13 protein-coding genes are annotated in these 13738 nt (G+C 65.7%); all 13 read right to left on the minus strand.

Going from position 1 to position 13738, the window contains the following annotated elements; genetic code table 11:
- Positions 1-26: 26 nt before the first annotated feature.
- The gene (gene mce, locus FJ311_13695; GenBank protein MBM3952490.1) at positions 27-431 is read right to left on the minus strand and encodes a methylmalonyl-CoA epimerase; all 405 of its coding nucleotides are present in this window, start codon (positions 429-431) and stop codon (positions 27-29) included.
- A gap of 37 nt (positions 432-468) precedes the next feature.
- On the minus strand, positions 469-2154 hold the full coding sequence (locus FJ311_13700; protein MBM3952491.1) for a ribonuclease J: 1686 nt from the start codon (positions 2152-2154) through the stop codon (positions 469-471).
- Positions 2151-2957, minus strand: a complete 807-nt coding sequence (locus FJ311_13705; GenBank protein ID MBM3952492.1) for a type III pantothenate kinase — start codon at positions 2955-2957, stop codon at positions 2151-2153. The genes FJ311_13700 and FJ311_13705 overlap by 4 nt, the downstream gene beginning before the upstream one ends.
- Before the next feature lie 15 nt (positions 2958-2972).
- A complete protein-coding gene (locus FJ311_13710; protein MBM3952493.1) occupies positions 2973-3848 on the minus strand; it encodes a biotin--[acetyl-CoA-carboxylase] ligase in 876 nt (291 codons plus the stop codon).
- Positions 3734-5221: an NADH-quinone oxidoreductase subunit NuoN gene (gene nuoN, locus FJ311_13715; protein MBM3952494.1), complete on the minus strand. Its 1488-nt coding sequence runs from the start codon at positions 5219-5221 to the stop codon at positions 3734-3736. The genes FJ311_13710 and nuoN overlap by 115 nt, the downstream gene beginning before the upstream one ends.
- Before the next feature lie 10 nt (positions 5222-5231).
- Positions 5232-6773, minus strand: a complete 1542-nt coding sequence (locus FJ311_13720; GenBank protein MBM3952495.1) for an NADH-quinone oxidoreductase subunit M — start codon at positions 6771-6773, stop codon at positions 5232-5234.
- 10 nt (positions 6774-6783) lie between these two features.
- Positions 6784-8742 (minus strand): NADH-quinone oxidoreductase subunit L, encoded by a 1959-nt coding sequence (gene nuoL, locus FJ311_13725; protein ID MBM3952496.1) that lies wholly within the window; start codon positions 8740-8742, stop codon positions 6784-6786.
- Positions 8743-8748: 6 nt separating this feature from the next.
- Positions 8749-9060, minus strand: a complete 312-nt coding sequence (gene nuoK, locus FJ311_13730; protein ID MBM3952497.1) for an NADH-quinone oxidoreductase subunit NuoK — start codon at positions 9058-9060, stop codon at positions 8749-8751.
- A complete protein-coding gene (locus FJ311_13735) occupies positions 9060-9665 on the minus strand; it encodes an NADH-quinone oxidoreductase subunit J (GenBank protein MBM3952498.1) in 606 nt (201 codons plus the stop codon). The genes nuoK and FJ311_13735 overlap by 1 nt, the downstream gene beginning before the upstream one ends.
- Before the next feature lie 21 nt (positions 9666-9686).
- Positions 9687-10175, minus strand: a complete 489-nt coding sequence (nuoI, locus tag FJ311_13740) for an NADH-quinone oxidoreductase subunit NuoI (GenBank protein MBM3952499.1) — start codon at positions 10173-10175, stop codon at positions 9687-9689.
- Between the two features lie 15 nt (positions 10176-10190).
- The gene (gene nuoH, locus FJ311_13745; GenBank protein MBM3952500.1) at positions 10191-11234 is read right to left on the minus strand and encodes an NADH-quinone oxidoreductase subunit NuoH; all 1044 of its coding nucleotides are present in this window, start codon (positions 11232-11234) and stop codon (positions 10191-10193) included.
- Positions 11227-13296 carry an NADH-quinone oxidoreductase subunit G gene (locus FJ311_13750; GenBank protein MBM3952501.1) on the minus strand — a complete coding sequence of 690 codons (2070 nt, stop codon included), beginning with the start codon at positions 13294-13296 and terminating at the stop codon, positions 11227-11229. Before FJ311_13750 ends, nuoH begins: the two co-directional genes overlap by 8 nt.
- Before the next feature lie 19 nt (positions 13297-13315).
- A partial coding sequence (locus tag FJ311_13755; protein MBM3952502.1) for an NADH-quinone oxidoreductase subunit F occupies positions 13316-13738 on the minus strand: 423 nt, incomplete at its 5' end.

Consider the following 13738-nt stretch of genomic DNA (forward strand, 5'->3'; position numbering starts at 1 on the left):
AGCGCCGTGTACCATTTCATCGCCGCTCACGCCTCTTCCAATTCGATCAAGGTACCGAGGAAATCCTTGGGATGCAGGAACAGCACCGGCTTGCCGTGCGCGCCGATCTTCGGCTCGCCGTCGCCGAGCACGCGGGCGCCCTGCGCTTTCAGCCGGTCGCGCGCGGCGCGGATGTCGGACACCTCGTAGCAGACGTGATGGATGCCTCCTCCCGCGTTCTTGGCGAGAAAGCCGGCGATGGGCGAATTGTCGCCGAGCGGATGGAGCAGTTCGATCTTGGTGTTGGGCAATTCGACGAAGACGACGGTGACGCCATGCGCGGGCTCGGGCACCGGGTCCGACACCTTGGCACCGAGCAGATCGCGATAAAGCCTCGCCGCCTGCGTCAGGTTGGGCACCGCGATCGCCACATGGTTGAGCTTTCCGATCACGATCCAATTCCTTCCTGGCGAATTCCTTTCCGCACCGTCAAACGCGCACCAGATGGATACTGGTGACGGGGCGCTTGTCGAAGCGGTCGCGGAACGCGCGCCGCACCGCGATCCGGAGTGCCTCCTTGAGCGCCGCGTCGTCGCCGCGCCGCGCGGCGGGCGTCGCGGCGACCACTTCCTCGACCGTCTCGCGCACAACACCAAGCGCGTCCTCGTCGCCCGCTTCCATCACGCCGAGGGTCGAAATCTGCACCTCGCCCTTGACCCGGCCGCGCGCGTCGAGAACCACGGTGACTACGGCCGACCCATTGTATATGGCGCGGTTGCGGTCGCGCACAAGCGCGCCGTCGAGCGGCACCAGCCGGTTGCCGTCGACCGCGAGCCGCCCGACCGGAACCCGGTCCACAACTTCCGCCCGGCCGGGCGCGAGGCGAATCACGCCGCCGTTTTCCGAAACCACCGCTTCCGGCACCTGGCAGTCGCGCGCCAGGTCGGCGTGTTCGAGCATATGGCGCAACTCGCCGTGCACCGGCACGGCGACGCGCGGCCGGACCAGCTGATACATGCGCGCGAGCTCGTCGCGGGCGGGATGGCCGGAAACATGGACATGATGATCGCGCCAGGTGACGATCTTGACCCCGAGCCGGACCAGGTCGTTCTGCAGCTTGGCGATCGCCGTTTCGTTGCCGGGAATGACGCGGGAGGAGAAAATGACCAAATCCCCCGCCCCAAGGGTCACGTTGGGATGATCGTCAGCGGCGATGCGGGCGAGCGCGGCGCGCGGCTCACCCTGACTTCCGGTGCAGATGATGACCGCGCGGTCCGGCGGCAGCCAGCCCGCCGCCTCCTCGTCGAGGAAAGCGCGCGTGGCAGCGAGATAACCGTTTTCGCGCGCCGCCGCGTCGATCCTTCTCAGCGAGCGTCCGGCGATGACCACGTCGCGCCCGCACACGGCGGCCGCGCGGGCAATGGTTTCAAGGCGCGCGACGTTGGTCGCGAAACAAGCGACCGCAACCCGCGCCTTGGCTTCACGAATTAGGTCGGTCAGGGTCGATTCCAGTTCGGCCTCGGAGCCGGACACACCGGGCGTGAACACATTGGTGGAATCGCAGACGATGGCGAGCACGCCTTCGTCGCCGAGGCGCCGCAGCGCCGCTTCGTCGGATAACGGGCCGACCACCGGCTCGGGGTCGAATTTCCAGTCGCCGGTGTGGACCACGGTGCCGTGCGGCGTGCGGATGGCGAGCGCGTTTGGCTCCGGGATCGAGTGGGTGACGGTGACCAATTCGACGTCGAACGGCCCGATGCGGATCCGTCCGCCGAGCGGCACGACGGTGATCGGCACTTTTCCGTCCATGCCCGCCTCGCGCAGCTTGCGGGAGAGAATCGAAACCGCGAACGGGGTCGCGTAGACCGGGCAACGGAGGCGGTCCCATAAATAGGGCACCGCGCCGAGGTGGTCTTCGTGCGCGTGGGTCAGCACCAGCCCGAGCAAACGGCTGCGCCGTTCGGCGATGAACGCCGGGTCGGGCATGATGACGTCGACACCGGGCACGCGGCCGTCGCCGAAGGTGACGCCCAAATCGACCATCAGCCACTGATGGCCGTCGGGCGCCGGGCCATAGCCGTAGAGATTGAGGTTCATGCCGATTTCGCCCGCCCCGCCGAGCGCGACGAAGACCAACTCGGATTTTGAGCGTGACGGGGCTGGGGAACGGCTCATTCGCCGGTCTTGGCGCCGGTCTTGGGGTTGCGCGGGGCGTTGCGCCGATAAATGGCGTAAAGGCCGCGCAGCGTCAGATCGAGGTCGGCGCGCTTGATGCATGGAACCGCGTCGCTAAACAAAGGTGCGAGGCCGCCGGTCGCGATCACCTCCATCTCGGCGCCGTACTCCTTGCGGATGCGCTCGACCAGGCCCTCGATCATGGCGACGTAACCCCAATAGATGCCGGACTTCATCGCCGCGACCGTGCCGGTGCCGATGACGCGCTCGGGCCGGCCGATGGCGACGCGCGGCAGCTTGGCCGCCGCCATGTGCAGCGCTTCGGCCGACAAATTCACGCCGGGCGCAATCACCCCGCCGCGGTAATTGCCGTCGGCGTCGATCACGTCGAAGGTGGTGGCGGTGCCGAAATCGATGATGATCATCGGCCCCCGGTAGCTGTTCTTGGCCGCGACCGCGTTGACCAGGCGGTCGGCGCCGACCTCTTCGGGGTGGTCGACCAGGACCTTGATCCCCAGTTCGACGCCCGGATCGCCAACCACGATCGGATCGCAATCGAAATACTTGCGGCACATGGTTTTCAGGCTGAACAACGCCGCCGGCACCACGGTGGCGACGATGGCGCTTTTGATCGCGCCCGGGTCGATTCCCGACAGGCGCAGCAGTTGCGTGAGCCACAGGCCGAACTCGTCGGCGGTGCGGTTATGGTCGGTTGACGAGCGCCAATCGCCGCGCGTCTTGCCGTCATCGGCGAAAACCGCGAACACGGTGTTGGTGTTGCCGCAATCGATGGCGAGAATCATCGGCTTTCCCTCGAACTAGCCGCGGGCGAAGAACACGTCGCCGGCGGAAATGCGCCGCACCGGCCCGTCCGGCAGGCGGAGCGCAAGCGCGCCGTCGTCCTCCAGGGCGTCGAACACGCCCCGCACCGTTTCGCTCTCGATCCGGACCGAAATCGGCGCGCCGACGCCCAACACGTGGCGGCGATAGGTTTCGAGCACGGCGGCCAAGCCTCCGTCAAGCCAGCGCGCGCGCCAACGGGCGAACGCGGCGATATAGGTTTCCAGCGCCCGCGCAGGATGGGGTGGCGCGAGGCCGAGGGCGGCGAGCGAGGTGGCGGCGAACTCGGTGCCTTCGGGGTGGCTAGCGAGATTGATTCCGGCGCCCACCACCACCCAGTCGGGAATCTTGCCGTTTCCCTCGGCGCGGGATTCGAGCAGCACGCCCGCGATTTTGCGCTCGCCGACCAAAACGTCGTTCGGCCATTTCAGCGCGACGTCTCTCGCACCCCACGCTCGCAGCGCCTCGCGAATGGCGAGCGCGGCGGCGAAGCCGAGCCCGGCGATTTGGCCCAGCGGCCGTTCGGGCCGGAGCAGGATCGAGCTGTAGAGATTGCCGGGCGGCGATACCCAACCCCGCCCGCGCCGACCCTTGCCGGCTTTCTGTTCCAGCGCCCACACCACCAGGCCGTCCGGCGCGGCCTCGGGCCCATCGGCGCGGCGCTTGGCGTCCTCGTTGGTGCTGGCGGTCGTCTGAAGCGCGACCAGGGTAAAACCGGCCGGCAGGCGAGGCTTGGCCGTCACAGTGTCGGAGCCGGGATCAACGCCTCGGCCGCCTTGGCCGCCGCCTTCAGCACCGGCCCGGGCACGAGGAAGAAGAAGATCACGATCGCGCTCGCCGCCCAGGCGATCCAGGCGATTTCGGGACGCAGAGCCTTGTCGAGCGCCTCGCCCGGCTCGTCGAAATACGCGATCCGCACGATGCGGATGTAATAGAACGCGGCCACCACGCTGGTGAGCAAGCCGACCGCCGCGAGCACGAACATGCCCGCCTCGACGGCGGAGAGGAAGACGTAGAGCTTGCCGAAGAAACCAGCGAGCGGCGGAATGCCGGCCATCGAAAACATCAGCACGCCGAACGCGGCGGCATAAAGCGGATGGGTGCGCCCGATACCAGCGAGATCGGAAATCGACTCCACATTGCGCCCGCCCCGCCGCATGGCGAGGATGCAGGCGAACGTACCCAGGTTCATCACCAGGTAAATGGCGAGATAGACCAGCATGCCGCGAATACCGTTCGCGTCCGCGACCGCGAGGCCGACCAGGGCGTAGCCGACGTGGCCGATCGAGCTGTAGGCCATCAGACGTTTGATATTCTGCTGATTGATTGCGCCGAAGGCGCCGACCGCCATCGAGGCGACGGCGATCACCGCCACCACCTGCTGCCAGTGCGGCGCCAAGTCGCCGAACGGCCCGACCATGAGTCGAACGAAAAGGCCGAGGGCGGCGATCTTGGGCGCGACCGAGAAGAAGGCGGTGACAGGTGTCGGCGCCCCTTCGTACACGTCCGGCGTCCACATGTGAAACGGCACCGCCGAAATCTTGAAGGCGAGCCCGGCCAGGATGAATACCAAACCGAAGACAATGCCGAGCGACGGCGCGCCGCCGCCGATGTGGTGGAATAGTTCCGCCAACACCTCGAAGTTGGTGCTACCGGCGAAGCCGTAAACCAGGGAGGAGCCGTAGAGCAGCATCCCCGACGCCAGCGCGCCGAGAACGAAGTATTTCAGGCCCGCCTCGGTCGCGCGCGAATCATCACGCTGGAACGTGGCCATGACATAGAGCGACAGGCTTTGCAGCTCGAGCCCGACGTAAAGCGCCATCAAATCGTTGGCCGACAGCATCATCATCATGCCGGCGACCGCGAACAAGGCGACGACCGAATATTCGAACCGGCCGGCGCCGTGGCGGGCGAGGAAGTCGCCGCTCATGACCAGCGCCGCCGCCGCGCCGATCAGAACCAGAACCTTGGCGAAGCGGCTGAAGGCGTCGATGGCGAACAGGCCGCCGAAGGTGACCGTACGGTCCTTGCCGAGCGCCAGCACCGCCAACAGCGCGATCAGCAGGACGGCGAGCGCGATCCAGTCGGTGCGCCGCGCGGCGAGAGCCTCGGCCGCGCGATCGCCCGCTTTCTGGAACACTCCGAACATCAGGAGCGCCATGCCGCCAAGGGCGAGCAGGATCTCGGGCAGCGCGGGCGTCAGGGCGGGAAGACTGGCGAGCGGCATGTCTTTCCTCCTAACGCGACCGTGTGGCGACGTGCGCCGTCGCGGGAGCGGCGGCGGGCATGGCGGCGATCCTGCGCCCCTCCTCCACCTGTCGCACCAGATTGGCGGAGGATGCGTGCATGATCTTGAGGAACGGCGCCGGATAGACACCCATCCAAAACACCAGCGCGATCAATGGCGCGAATACGGCGATCTCGCGCGGGGTCAGGTCGGTGATTTTGGCCAGCGCGTCCTTGGTCAGCTTGCCGAAAATCACGCGGCGATAGAGATAGAGCATGTAGACGGCGCCCAGGATCACGCCGGTTGCGGTCAACGCCGCGACCCAGGCATTGACCTGGAACAGTCCGATCAGCACCAGGATTTCGCCGACGAACCCGCTGGTGCCGGGCAACCCGACCGAGGCCAGCATGAAGATCATGAAGGCGAGCGCGTAGACCGGCATGCGGTGCACGAGGCCGCCATAGGTCGCGATTTCGCGCGAGTGCGTACGGTCGTAGACCACCCCGACGATCAGGAACAAGGCGGCGGAGACGACGCCGTGGCTAAGCATCTGGAAGATGGCACCTTCGATCCCCTGCAAGGTAAAGCTGAACGCCCCGGCGGTGACGAAGCCCATGTGCGCGACCGAGGAATAGGCGATCAGTTTCTTCATGTCGGCCTGGGCGAGCGCGACCAGCGAGGTGTAGATGACCGCGATCACGCTCAAGGCGAACACCAGCGGCGCGAAGGTTTCGCTCGCCGCCGGCAGCATCGGCAGCGAAAAGCGCAGAAATCCGTAGCCGCCGAACTTCAGCAGCACGCCCGCCAGGATGACCGATCCCGCCGTCGGCGCTTCCACGTGGGCGTCGGGCAACCACGTATGGACCGGCCACATCGGGACCTTGACCGCAAACGAGGCGAAGAAGGCGAGCCACAGCCACGGCTGCCATGTCGTCGGCAGACGATGCGCGAGCAGCGTCGGGATATCCGACGTGCCGGCGTCCATGTAAATGGCGAGCAGCGCGACCAGCATCAGCACTGAACCGGTCAGCGTGTAAAGGAAGAACTTGAAGGCGGAATAGACCCGCCTCGGCCCACCCCACACGCCAATGATCAGGAACATGGGGATCAGCACCGCCTCGAAGAAGACGTAAAACAAGAACAGATCGAGCGCGGCAAACATGCCGACCATCATGGTTTCCATAACCAGGAACGCGATCATGTATTCGCGTACCCGGTCGCGGATCGCGTCCCAGCTCGCCAGCACGCAGATCGGGGTCAGCAGCGTGGTCAGGAGAACGAACAAGACCGAAATGCCGTCGACCCCGACCCGGTAGGCGATATCGAGGCCGGGCATCCATTCGATCGTCTCGACGAACTGAAATCCGGCGTTGTCGGGGTCGAACCCGAACCACAAAAACAGCGACAGCAGGAATTCGATGCCGCTGGTCCACAGGGCGACGCTGCGGACATTGTCGGCGACGACCTTGTCCTCGCCCCGGATGAACAGGATAAACCCGGCGCCGACCAGCGGCAGGACGATCAGCAGCGACAGGATGGGAAGATCGAACATCGGCGGTTCCCTACCCCACCTGCCGCAGCACGTACCAGGTGATCAGCACGACGACGCCGATCAGCATGGCGAACGCGTAGTGATAGACGTAGCCGGTTTGCAGCGCCGCGACCCTGCGCGCCATGTTGACGACCGCTTGCGACAGGCCGTCGGGCCCGAGGCCGTCGATCAGGGTGCCGTCGCCCGTCTTCCACAGGTTGCGCCCGAGCGCCATCGCCGGTCGCACGAACAGACGGTCGTACAGTTCGTCGAAATACCACTTGTTGAGCAGGAATTGATAAATCCGCTGGTAACGGCGGGCGATGACGGCGGGCAGGCTCGGCGCCCACAGGTACAGCACGCAGGCGAGTCCGATGCCGAGGCCGCCGACCACCAGCGGCGACAATTTCACCCACGCCGGCACATGGTGCGCCTTGGCGAGCGCGTCGTGGGCGGGCAACACCTTGATCGCTTCGCCCCAGAACGTTGCCATCTTTCCGCCGACGAAGAATTCGTAGGCGATCAGGCCGGCGAACGCCGCGCCGGCGGCGAGCGCCAGCAGCGGCGCGATCATCACCAGGGGCGATTCATGCACGTGCGCCATGGTTTTTTCGTCCGCGCGCGGCGTGCCGTGGAAAGTCATGAACAAGAGGCGCCAGGAATAGAACGCGGTCAGAAACGCCGCCGCGATGCCCGCCACATAGGCGTAAAGGCCCCAGGGCGTGCCGGACGCGAACGCGGCCTCGAGCACGATGTCCTTGGAATAATATCCGGCGAATGGCGGAATGCCGGCGAGCGCGAGCGATCCGATCCACATCAAACCGTAGGTTACCGGCACCATCTTCCAGATGCCGCCCATGCGGCGCATGTCCTGTTCGTCGGACATGGCGTGGATCACCGAACCGGCGCCGAGGAACAACAGCGCCTTGAAGAATGCATGGGTCATCAGGTGGAAAATACCGGCGGCGTAGGCCGAAACACCGCAGGCGAAGAACATGTAGCCGAGCTGGCTGCAGGTCGAATAGGCGATGACCCGCTTGATGTCGTTCTGCACGCAGCCGACGGTGGCGGCGAACAGCGCGGTCGAGGCGCCGACCACGGTCACCACCATCAGCGCGGTCTCCGACAGCTCGAACAACGGCGACAGGCGGGCGACCATGAACACCCCGGCGGTAACCATGGTCGCGGCGTGGATCAGGGCGGACACCGGCGTCGGGCCTTCCATCGCGTCGGGCAGCCAGGTGTGCAGGCCGAGTTGGGCCGACTTACCCATGGCGCCGACGAACAAGAGCAGGCACGCGACCGTCAGCGCGTGGAACTCGCCGCCGAACACGCGGATCGTCGCCGTCGCCTTGCTCGGCGCGGCGGCGAAAATGACGTCGAAATTGACCGACTGGAACAGGACAAAGACGACGAAGATGCCGAGGGCGAAACCGAAATCGCCGACCCGGTTGACGACGAATGCCTTGATCGCGGCGGCGTTGGCCGAGGGGCGGTCGTACCAAAACCCGATCAGCAGGTAGGACGCGAGCCCGACCCCTTCCCAGCCGAAAAATAGCTGTATCAGATTGTCGGCCGTCACCAGCATCAACATGAAGAACGTGAACAGGCTGAGATACGACATGAACCGCGGCACGTCCGGGTCGTGGTGCATGTAGCCGACCGAGTAGATGTGGATCAGGGCGGACACATTGCACACCACCAGGACCATCACCGCCGTCAGGGTGTCGAATTTGAGCGCCCACGAGACTTCGAGCGCGCCGGAATCGATCCAGGTGAACAGTTCGACCGTGCGCGGCTGGCCGTCGAGGACCACGCTCTTGAAAATCAGGATCGATAGCAACGCGGACAAAACCAGCGCGCCGCAGGTGAGCCATTGCGCCGCCCGGTCGAGGCGGTGTTTGCCATGGACGTCCGCAACCGGCATGAACGAGAGCGCCCCGGCCAACGCGGCACCGAGCAAGGGCAGGAAGATCGCGGCGGCGTACATGCGTCCCTACCCTTTCATCAGGTTGACGTCTTCGACCGCGATCGATCCGCGATTGCGGAAGAACGCGACCAGGATGGCGAGGCCAATGGCGGCTTCGGCCGCGGCCACGGTCAGGATCAGCATGGCAAATACCTGGCCGGCAAGATCGCCGAGCGCGGCCGAAAACGCGACTAGGTTGATGTTGACCGAAAGCAGCATCAGCTCGACCGACATTAAAATCACGATCACGTTCTTGCGGTTGAGGAAAATGCCGAAAATGCCGGTCGCGAACAGGATCGCGCCGACGGTCAGATAATGGGCGAGGCCGATGTCGAGCATCAGATGCCCTTCCCCGATTCGACTTTCTTGATTTCAATGGTATTCGCCGGGCGGCGGGCGATCTGATCGGCGATGTTTTGGCGACGCACGCCTTCGCGCGCGCGGTGCGTCAGTATGATCGCGCCGATCATCGCCACCAGGAGGATCACGCCGGCCGTCTGGAACAGGTAGACGTAATGGGTATAGAGCACCTCGCCGAGCGCGCGGGTGTTGCCGATGTCGCCCGGCGCTGGGGCTGCTGCCAGCAAGCGCGCATCGGGCGCCGCTTTCCAGCCTACGAGCACCACCGCCAGTTCGACCAGCATGACGAGCCCGATCAGCGCGCCGAGCGGCAGGTAGTTCATGAATCCCTGGCGCAGGACGACAAAGTCGATGTCGAGCATCATCACCACGAACATGAACAGCACCGCGACTGCGCCGACATAGACCACCACCAGGATCATGGCCAGGAACTCGGCCCCGGCCAGCACGAACAGGCCGGCGGCGTTGAAGAAGGCGAGAATCAGAAACAGCACCGAATGCACCGGGTTGCGCATGGTCACGACCAGCGCGGCCGCGGTCACGGCGGTCACGGCGAACATGTAGAAGGCGAGGGCCTGGATCATGGGTCGGCTAGCGGTCCCGTCTCATCGATATGGCGCGTCGGCGCGCAGCCGCGCGGCGATCTCGGTTTCCCAGCGATCGCCGTTGGCGAGCAGCTTGGCCTTGTCGTACATCAGCTCCTCGCGGGTTTCGGCCGCGAACTCGAAATTCGGTCCCTCGACGATGGCATCGACCGGGCAGGCTTCCTCGCAGAAGCCGCAGTAGATGCACTTGGTCATATCGATGTCATAGCGGGTGGTGCGGCGGCTGCCGTCGGCGCGCGGCTCGGCCTCGATGGTGATGGCCTGGGCCGGGCAGATCGCCTCGCAAAGCTTGCAGGCGATGCAGCGTTCCTCGCCGTTGGGATAGCGCCTGAGCGCGTGCTCGCCGCGGAAACGCGGGCCGAGCGGGCCTTTTTCGTACGGATAATTGATCGTCACCTTGGGGCGGAACATGTACTTGAAGGTGAGCGCTAGGCCTTCCATCAGTTCCGTCAGCAGGACGGCGCGCGCGCTTCGTTCGATGAAACCCATCTTGCCCTCCCCGTCTTATTTCATGCCCGGCGCGGCGTCGAAGGCGACCAGCACACCCGAAACCACCACCACGGCGGCGAGTGACGCCGGCAAAAACACCTTCCAGCCGAGCCGCATCAGCTGGTCGTAGCGGTAGCGCGGAAACGCGGCCCGTACCCAGATAAACACGAACAGCAGCGCCGCGATCTTAAGCGCGAACCAGACCGGCCCCGGCACCCAGGTGAACGGCGCCACGTCGAACGGCGGCAGCCAACCGCCGAGGAACAGCACCGCGGTCATGCCCGACATCAGGATCATGTTGGCGTATTCGCCGAGGAAGAAGAGCGCGAAGGTCATCGCCGAATATTCGACGTTGTAGCCGGCGACCAGTTCGGCTTCCGCTTCCGGCAGGTCGAACGGATGGCGGTTGGTTTCGGCCAGCGCCGAGATGAAGAAGATCACCGCCATCGGCAGCAGCGGCAGCCAGAACCAGTTGAACAGGCCGTAGCGGCCCTTTTGCGCCATGACGATGTCGGTCAGGTTGAGCGAGCCGACGCACAGCAGCACGGTAATGATGACGAACCCGATCGAGACCTCGTAGGACACCATCTGCGCCGACGAGCGCAGCGCGCCAAGAAAAGCGTAGCGCGAATTGCTGGCCCAGCCCGCCATCAGGATGCCGTAGACGCCGAGCGAGGATATCGCGAAGAGGTAGAGAATGCCGACATTGATGTCGGCCAGCACCAGCCCTTCGCCGAACGGAATCACCGCCCACGCCGCGAGCGCGAGGACGAAGGTCACACACGGCGCCAGGATGAACACGCCCCGGTTGGCGCCGGTCGGGATCACGGTTTCCTTGAGGAACAGCTTGAGGCCGTCGGCGAGCGGTTGCAGCAGGCCGAACGGCCCGACCACATTGGGTCCACGCCGGAGGTGAATGGCGCCGATGATCTTGCGTTCGGCATAAGTGAGATACGCGACCGCGAGCAGCAACGGCACCACGATCACCACGATCTTGATGACGATCCACAGGAGCGGCCAGAGATAGGCGGTCCAGATGTCGAGGAACAGATCAGCCATGGGTCCCCGTCATGCCGGATGAAGGGCGGGAAAACGCTTCCGCGCACTCGGCCATGGTCTTTGATGCCCGGCTGATGACGTCGGTGCGGTAGAAATCGCGGATCGGCGAGCGGAACGGCGCCGGGTCCAACGCTCCGGCGGCGCCGAACTTGCCCCACGGGGCAGGTTGGACGACTTCGATTTCGGCGAACGTCGGATGGGCTTTGGCCATGGCGGCGCGCACCTCGGCCAACTGGTCGAAGGGCAACCGCGTGCCGCAAGCCTCGGCCAGCGCGCGGACGATGGCCCAATCCTCGCGCGCCTCGCCGGGCGGGAATACGGCGCGGCGGGTGCGCTGGACCCGGCCTTCGGTGTTGACGTAGGTCGCGTTCTTTTCGGTGTAGGCGGCGGACGGCAGAACCACGTCGGCGCGGGCCGCACCCCTGTCGCCGTGATGACCGACGTAGACCACGAACGCGGAGCCGAGGCGGCCGGTGTCGATTTCGTCGGCGCCGAGCAGGAACAGCACCTCGATCGCCCCCTGCCCGGCACCGGCGACGATCGCGTCCGTATCGCGTCCGCCCGAACCCGGCACGAACCCGAGATCGAGCCCGCCGACGCGGGCAGCAGCCGTGTGCAGGACATTGAATCCGTTCCAGCCGGCTTCCGGCTTCACCAAACCGTTCTTTTCGGCGATTTGGCGGGCCAAGGCCAAGATCGCGCTGCCGTCGGAGCGCGCCAGCGCGCCCTGGCCGAGCACCAGCATCGGCGCCTTGGCGGCGGCGAGCGTCTTGGCGAACGGATGCTTGCCGTCCGCGAGCGCCTTCAATTCGGCGGTACCGGCTCCCAGATGCTCGTAGCGGTAAGTGAGGTCCGCCCGTTCGCCGATCAGGCCGACGGTAAATCCGCCCATCAGCCAGCGCTTGCGCAGCCGCGCATTGATGATCGGCGCTTCGCGCCGCGGATTGGTGCCGATCAACAGGCAGGCGTCGGCGCGCTCGATGCCGGCGATGGTGGTGTTGAACAGGTATCCGGCCCGGCACGTTGGATCGAGCTTGGCGCCGTCCTGGCGGCAGTCGAGGTGCGGCGAGCCCAGCTTGGCGAGCCAGGTTTTCAGCGCGTATATGGATTCGGCGTCGGCGAGGTCGCCGGCGATCGCCGCAACTCGGTCGGACCTTGCCGATTTGAGACGCTTGGCGACGGCTTCGAACGCTTCGGGCCAGGTGGCGGGCTCCAGCTTGTCCCCGCGGCGCACCCATGGCTGGTCGAGGCGGCGGTGCCTGAGCCCGTCGCACGCGAACCGGGTTTTGTCCGAAATCCATTCCTCGTTCACGTCCTCGTTGACGCGCGGCAGGATGCGCAGCACGCTCGGCCCGCGTGCGTCGACGCGGATATTGCTGCCGACCGCGTCGAGCACGTCGATCGATTCCGTCTTGCGCAATTCCCAAGAGCGGCAGGCGAAGGCGTATGGCGCCGAAGTCAACGCGCCCACCGGGCACAGGTCGATCAGGTTGCCGCTGAGTTCGGAATTGAGCGCCTGCTCGACGTACATGCCCACTTCCATGTTCTCGCCGCGCCCGGTAGCGCCGAGCACCGGCACGCCCGCGATCTCGGTCGCGAAACGAATACAGCGCGTGCAATGGATGCAGCGCGTCATCACCGTCTTGATGAGCGGGCCCCAGTTCTTGTCCTTCACCGCGCGGCGATTTTCCCGGTAGCGGCCGCGATCGAAGCCGTAGGCCATCGCTTGGTCCTGCAGGTCGCATTCGCCGCCCTGGTCGCAGATCGGGCAATCGAGCGGGTGGTTAATGAGCAGCAATTCCATCACGCCCTGGCGCGCCTTGCGGATTTCGGGAGTGTCGGTGCGGATGACCATGCCGTCGGCGGCGGGCATCGCGCACGACGCGATCGGCTTCGGCGATTTTTCCATGTGCACCAGGCACATGCGGCAGTTGCCGGCGATCGACAGACGCTCGTGATAGCAGAAGCGTGGGATTTCGACGCCCGCGGCCTCGCACGCCTGGAGCACGGTCTGCCCGGCGGGGACTTCGACTTCCTGGCCGTTGACGGTGAGTTTCGGCATGGGGTCGCCTTCCCTTCGCTTACGCCGCGCGGCCCGATTGGCGGGCGCGCGCTTCGGCGATGCGGCGCTCGAGTTCGGGCCGGAAATGGCGCAGCAGGCCCTGCACCGGCCACGCGGCGGCATCGGCCAGCGCGCAGATGGTGTTGCCCTCGACCTGGCGGGTGACCTGTTCGAGGACGTCGATTTCGTCTGGCTCGGCGTCGCCCCGCACCATGCGCTCCATCATGCGCGCGAGCCAGCCGGTGCCCTCGCGGCACGGCGTGCATTGGCCGCAGCTTTCGTGCTTGTAGAAGCGCGAAAGCCGCGCGATGGCGCGGATCACGTCGGTCGACTTGTCCATGACGATCACCGCCCCGGTGCCGAGGCCGGATTTCACCTCGCGCAAGGAATCGAAATCCATCTTGACCGTTTCGCAGATGCCTTTCGGGATCATCGGCACCGA

The sequence above is a fragment of the Rhodospirillales bacterium genome (genome assembly GCA_016872535.1).
Taxonomy (GTDB): Bacteria; Pseudomonadota; Alphaproteobacteria; order Rhodospirillales; family 2-12-FULL-67-15; genus 2-12-FULL-67-15.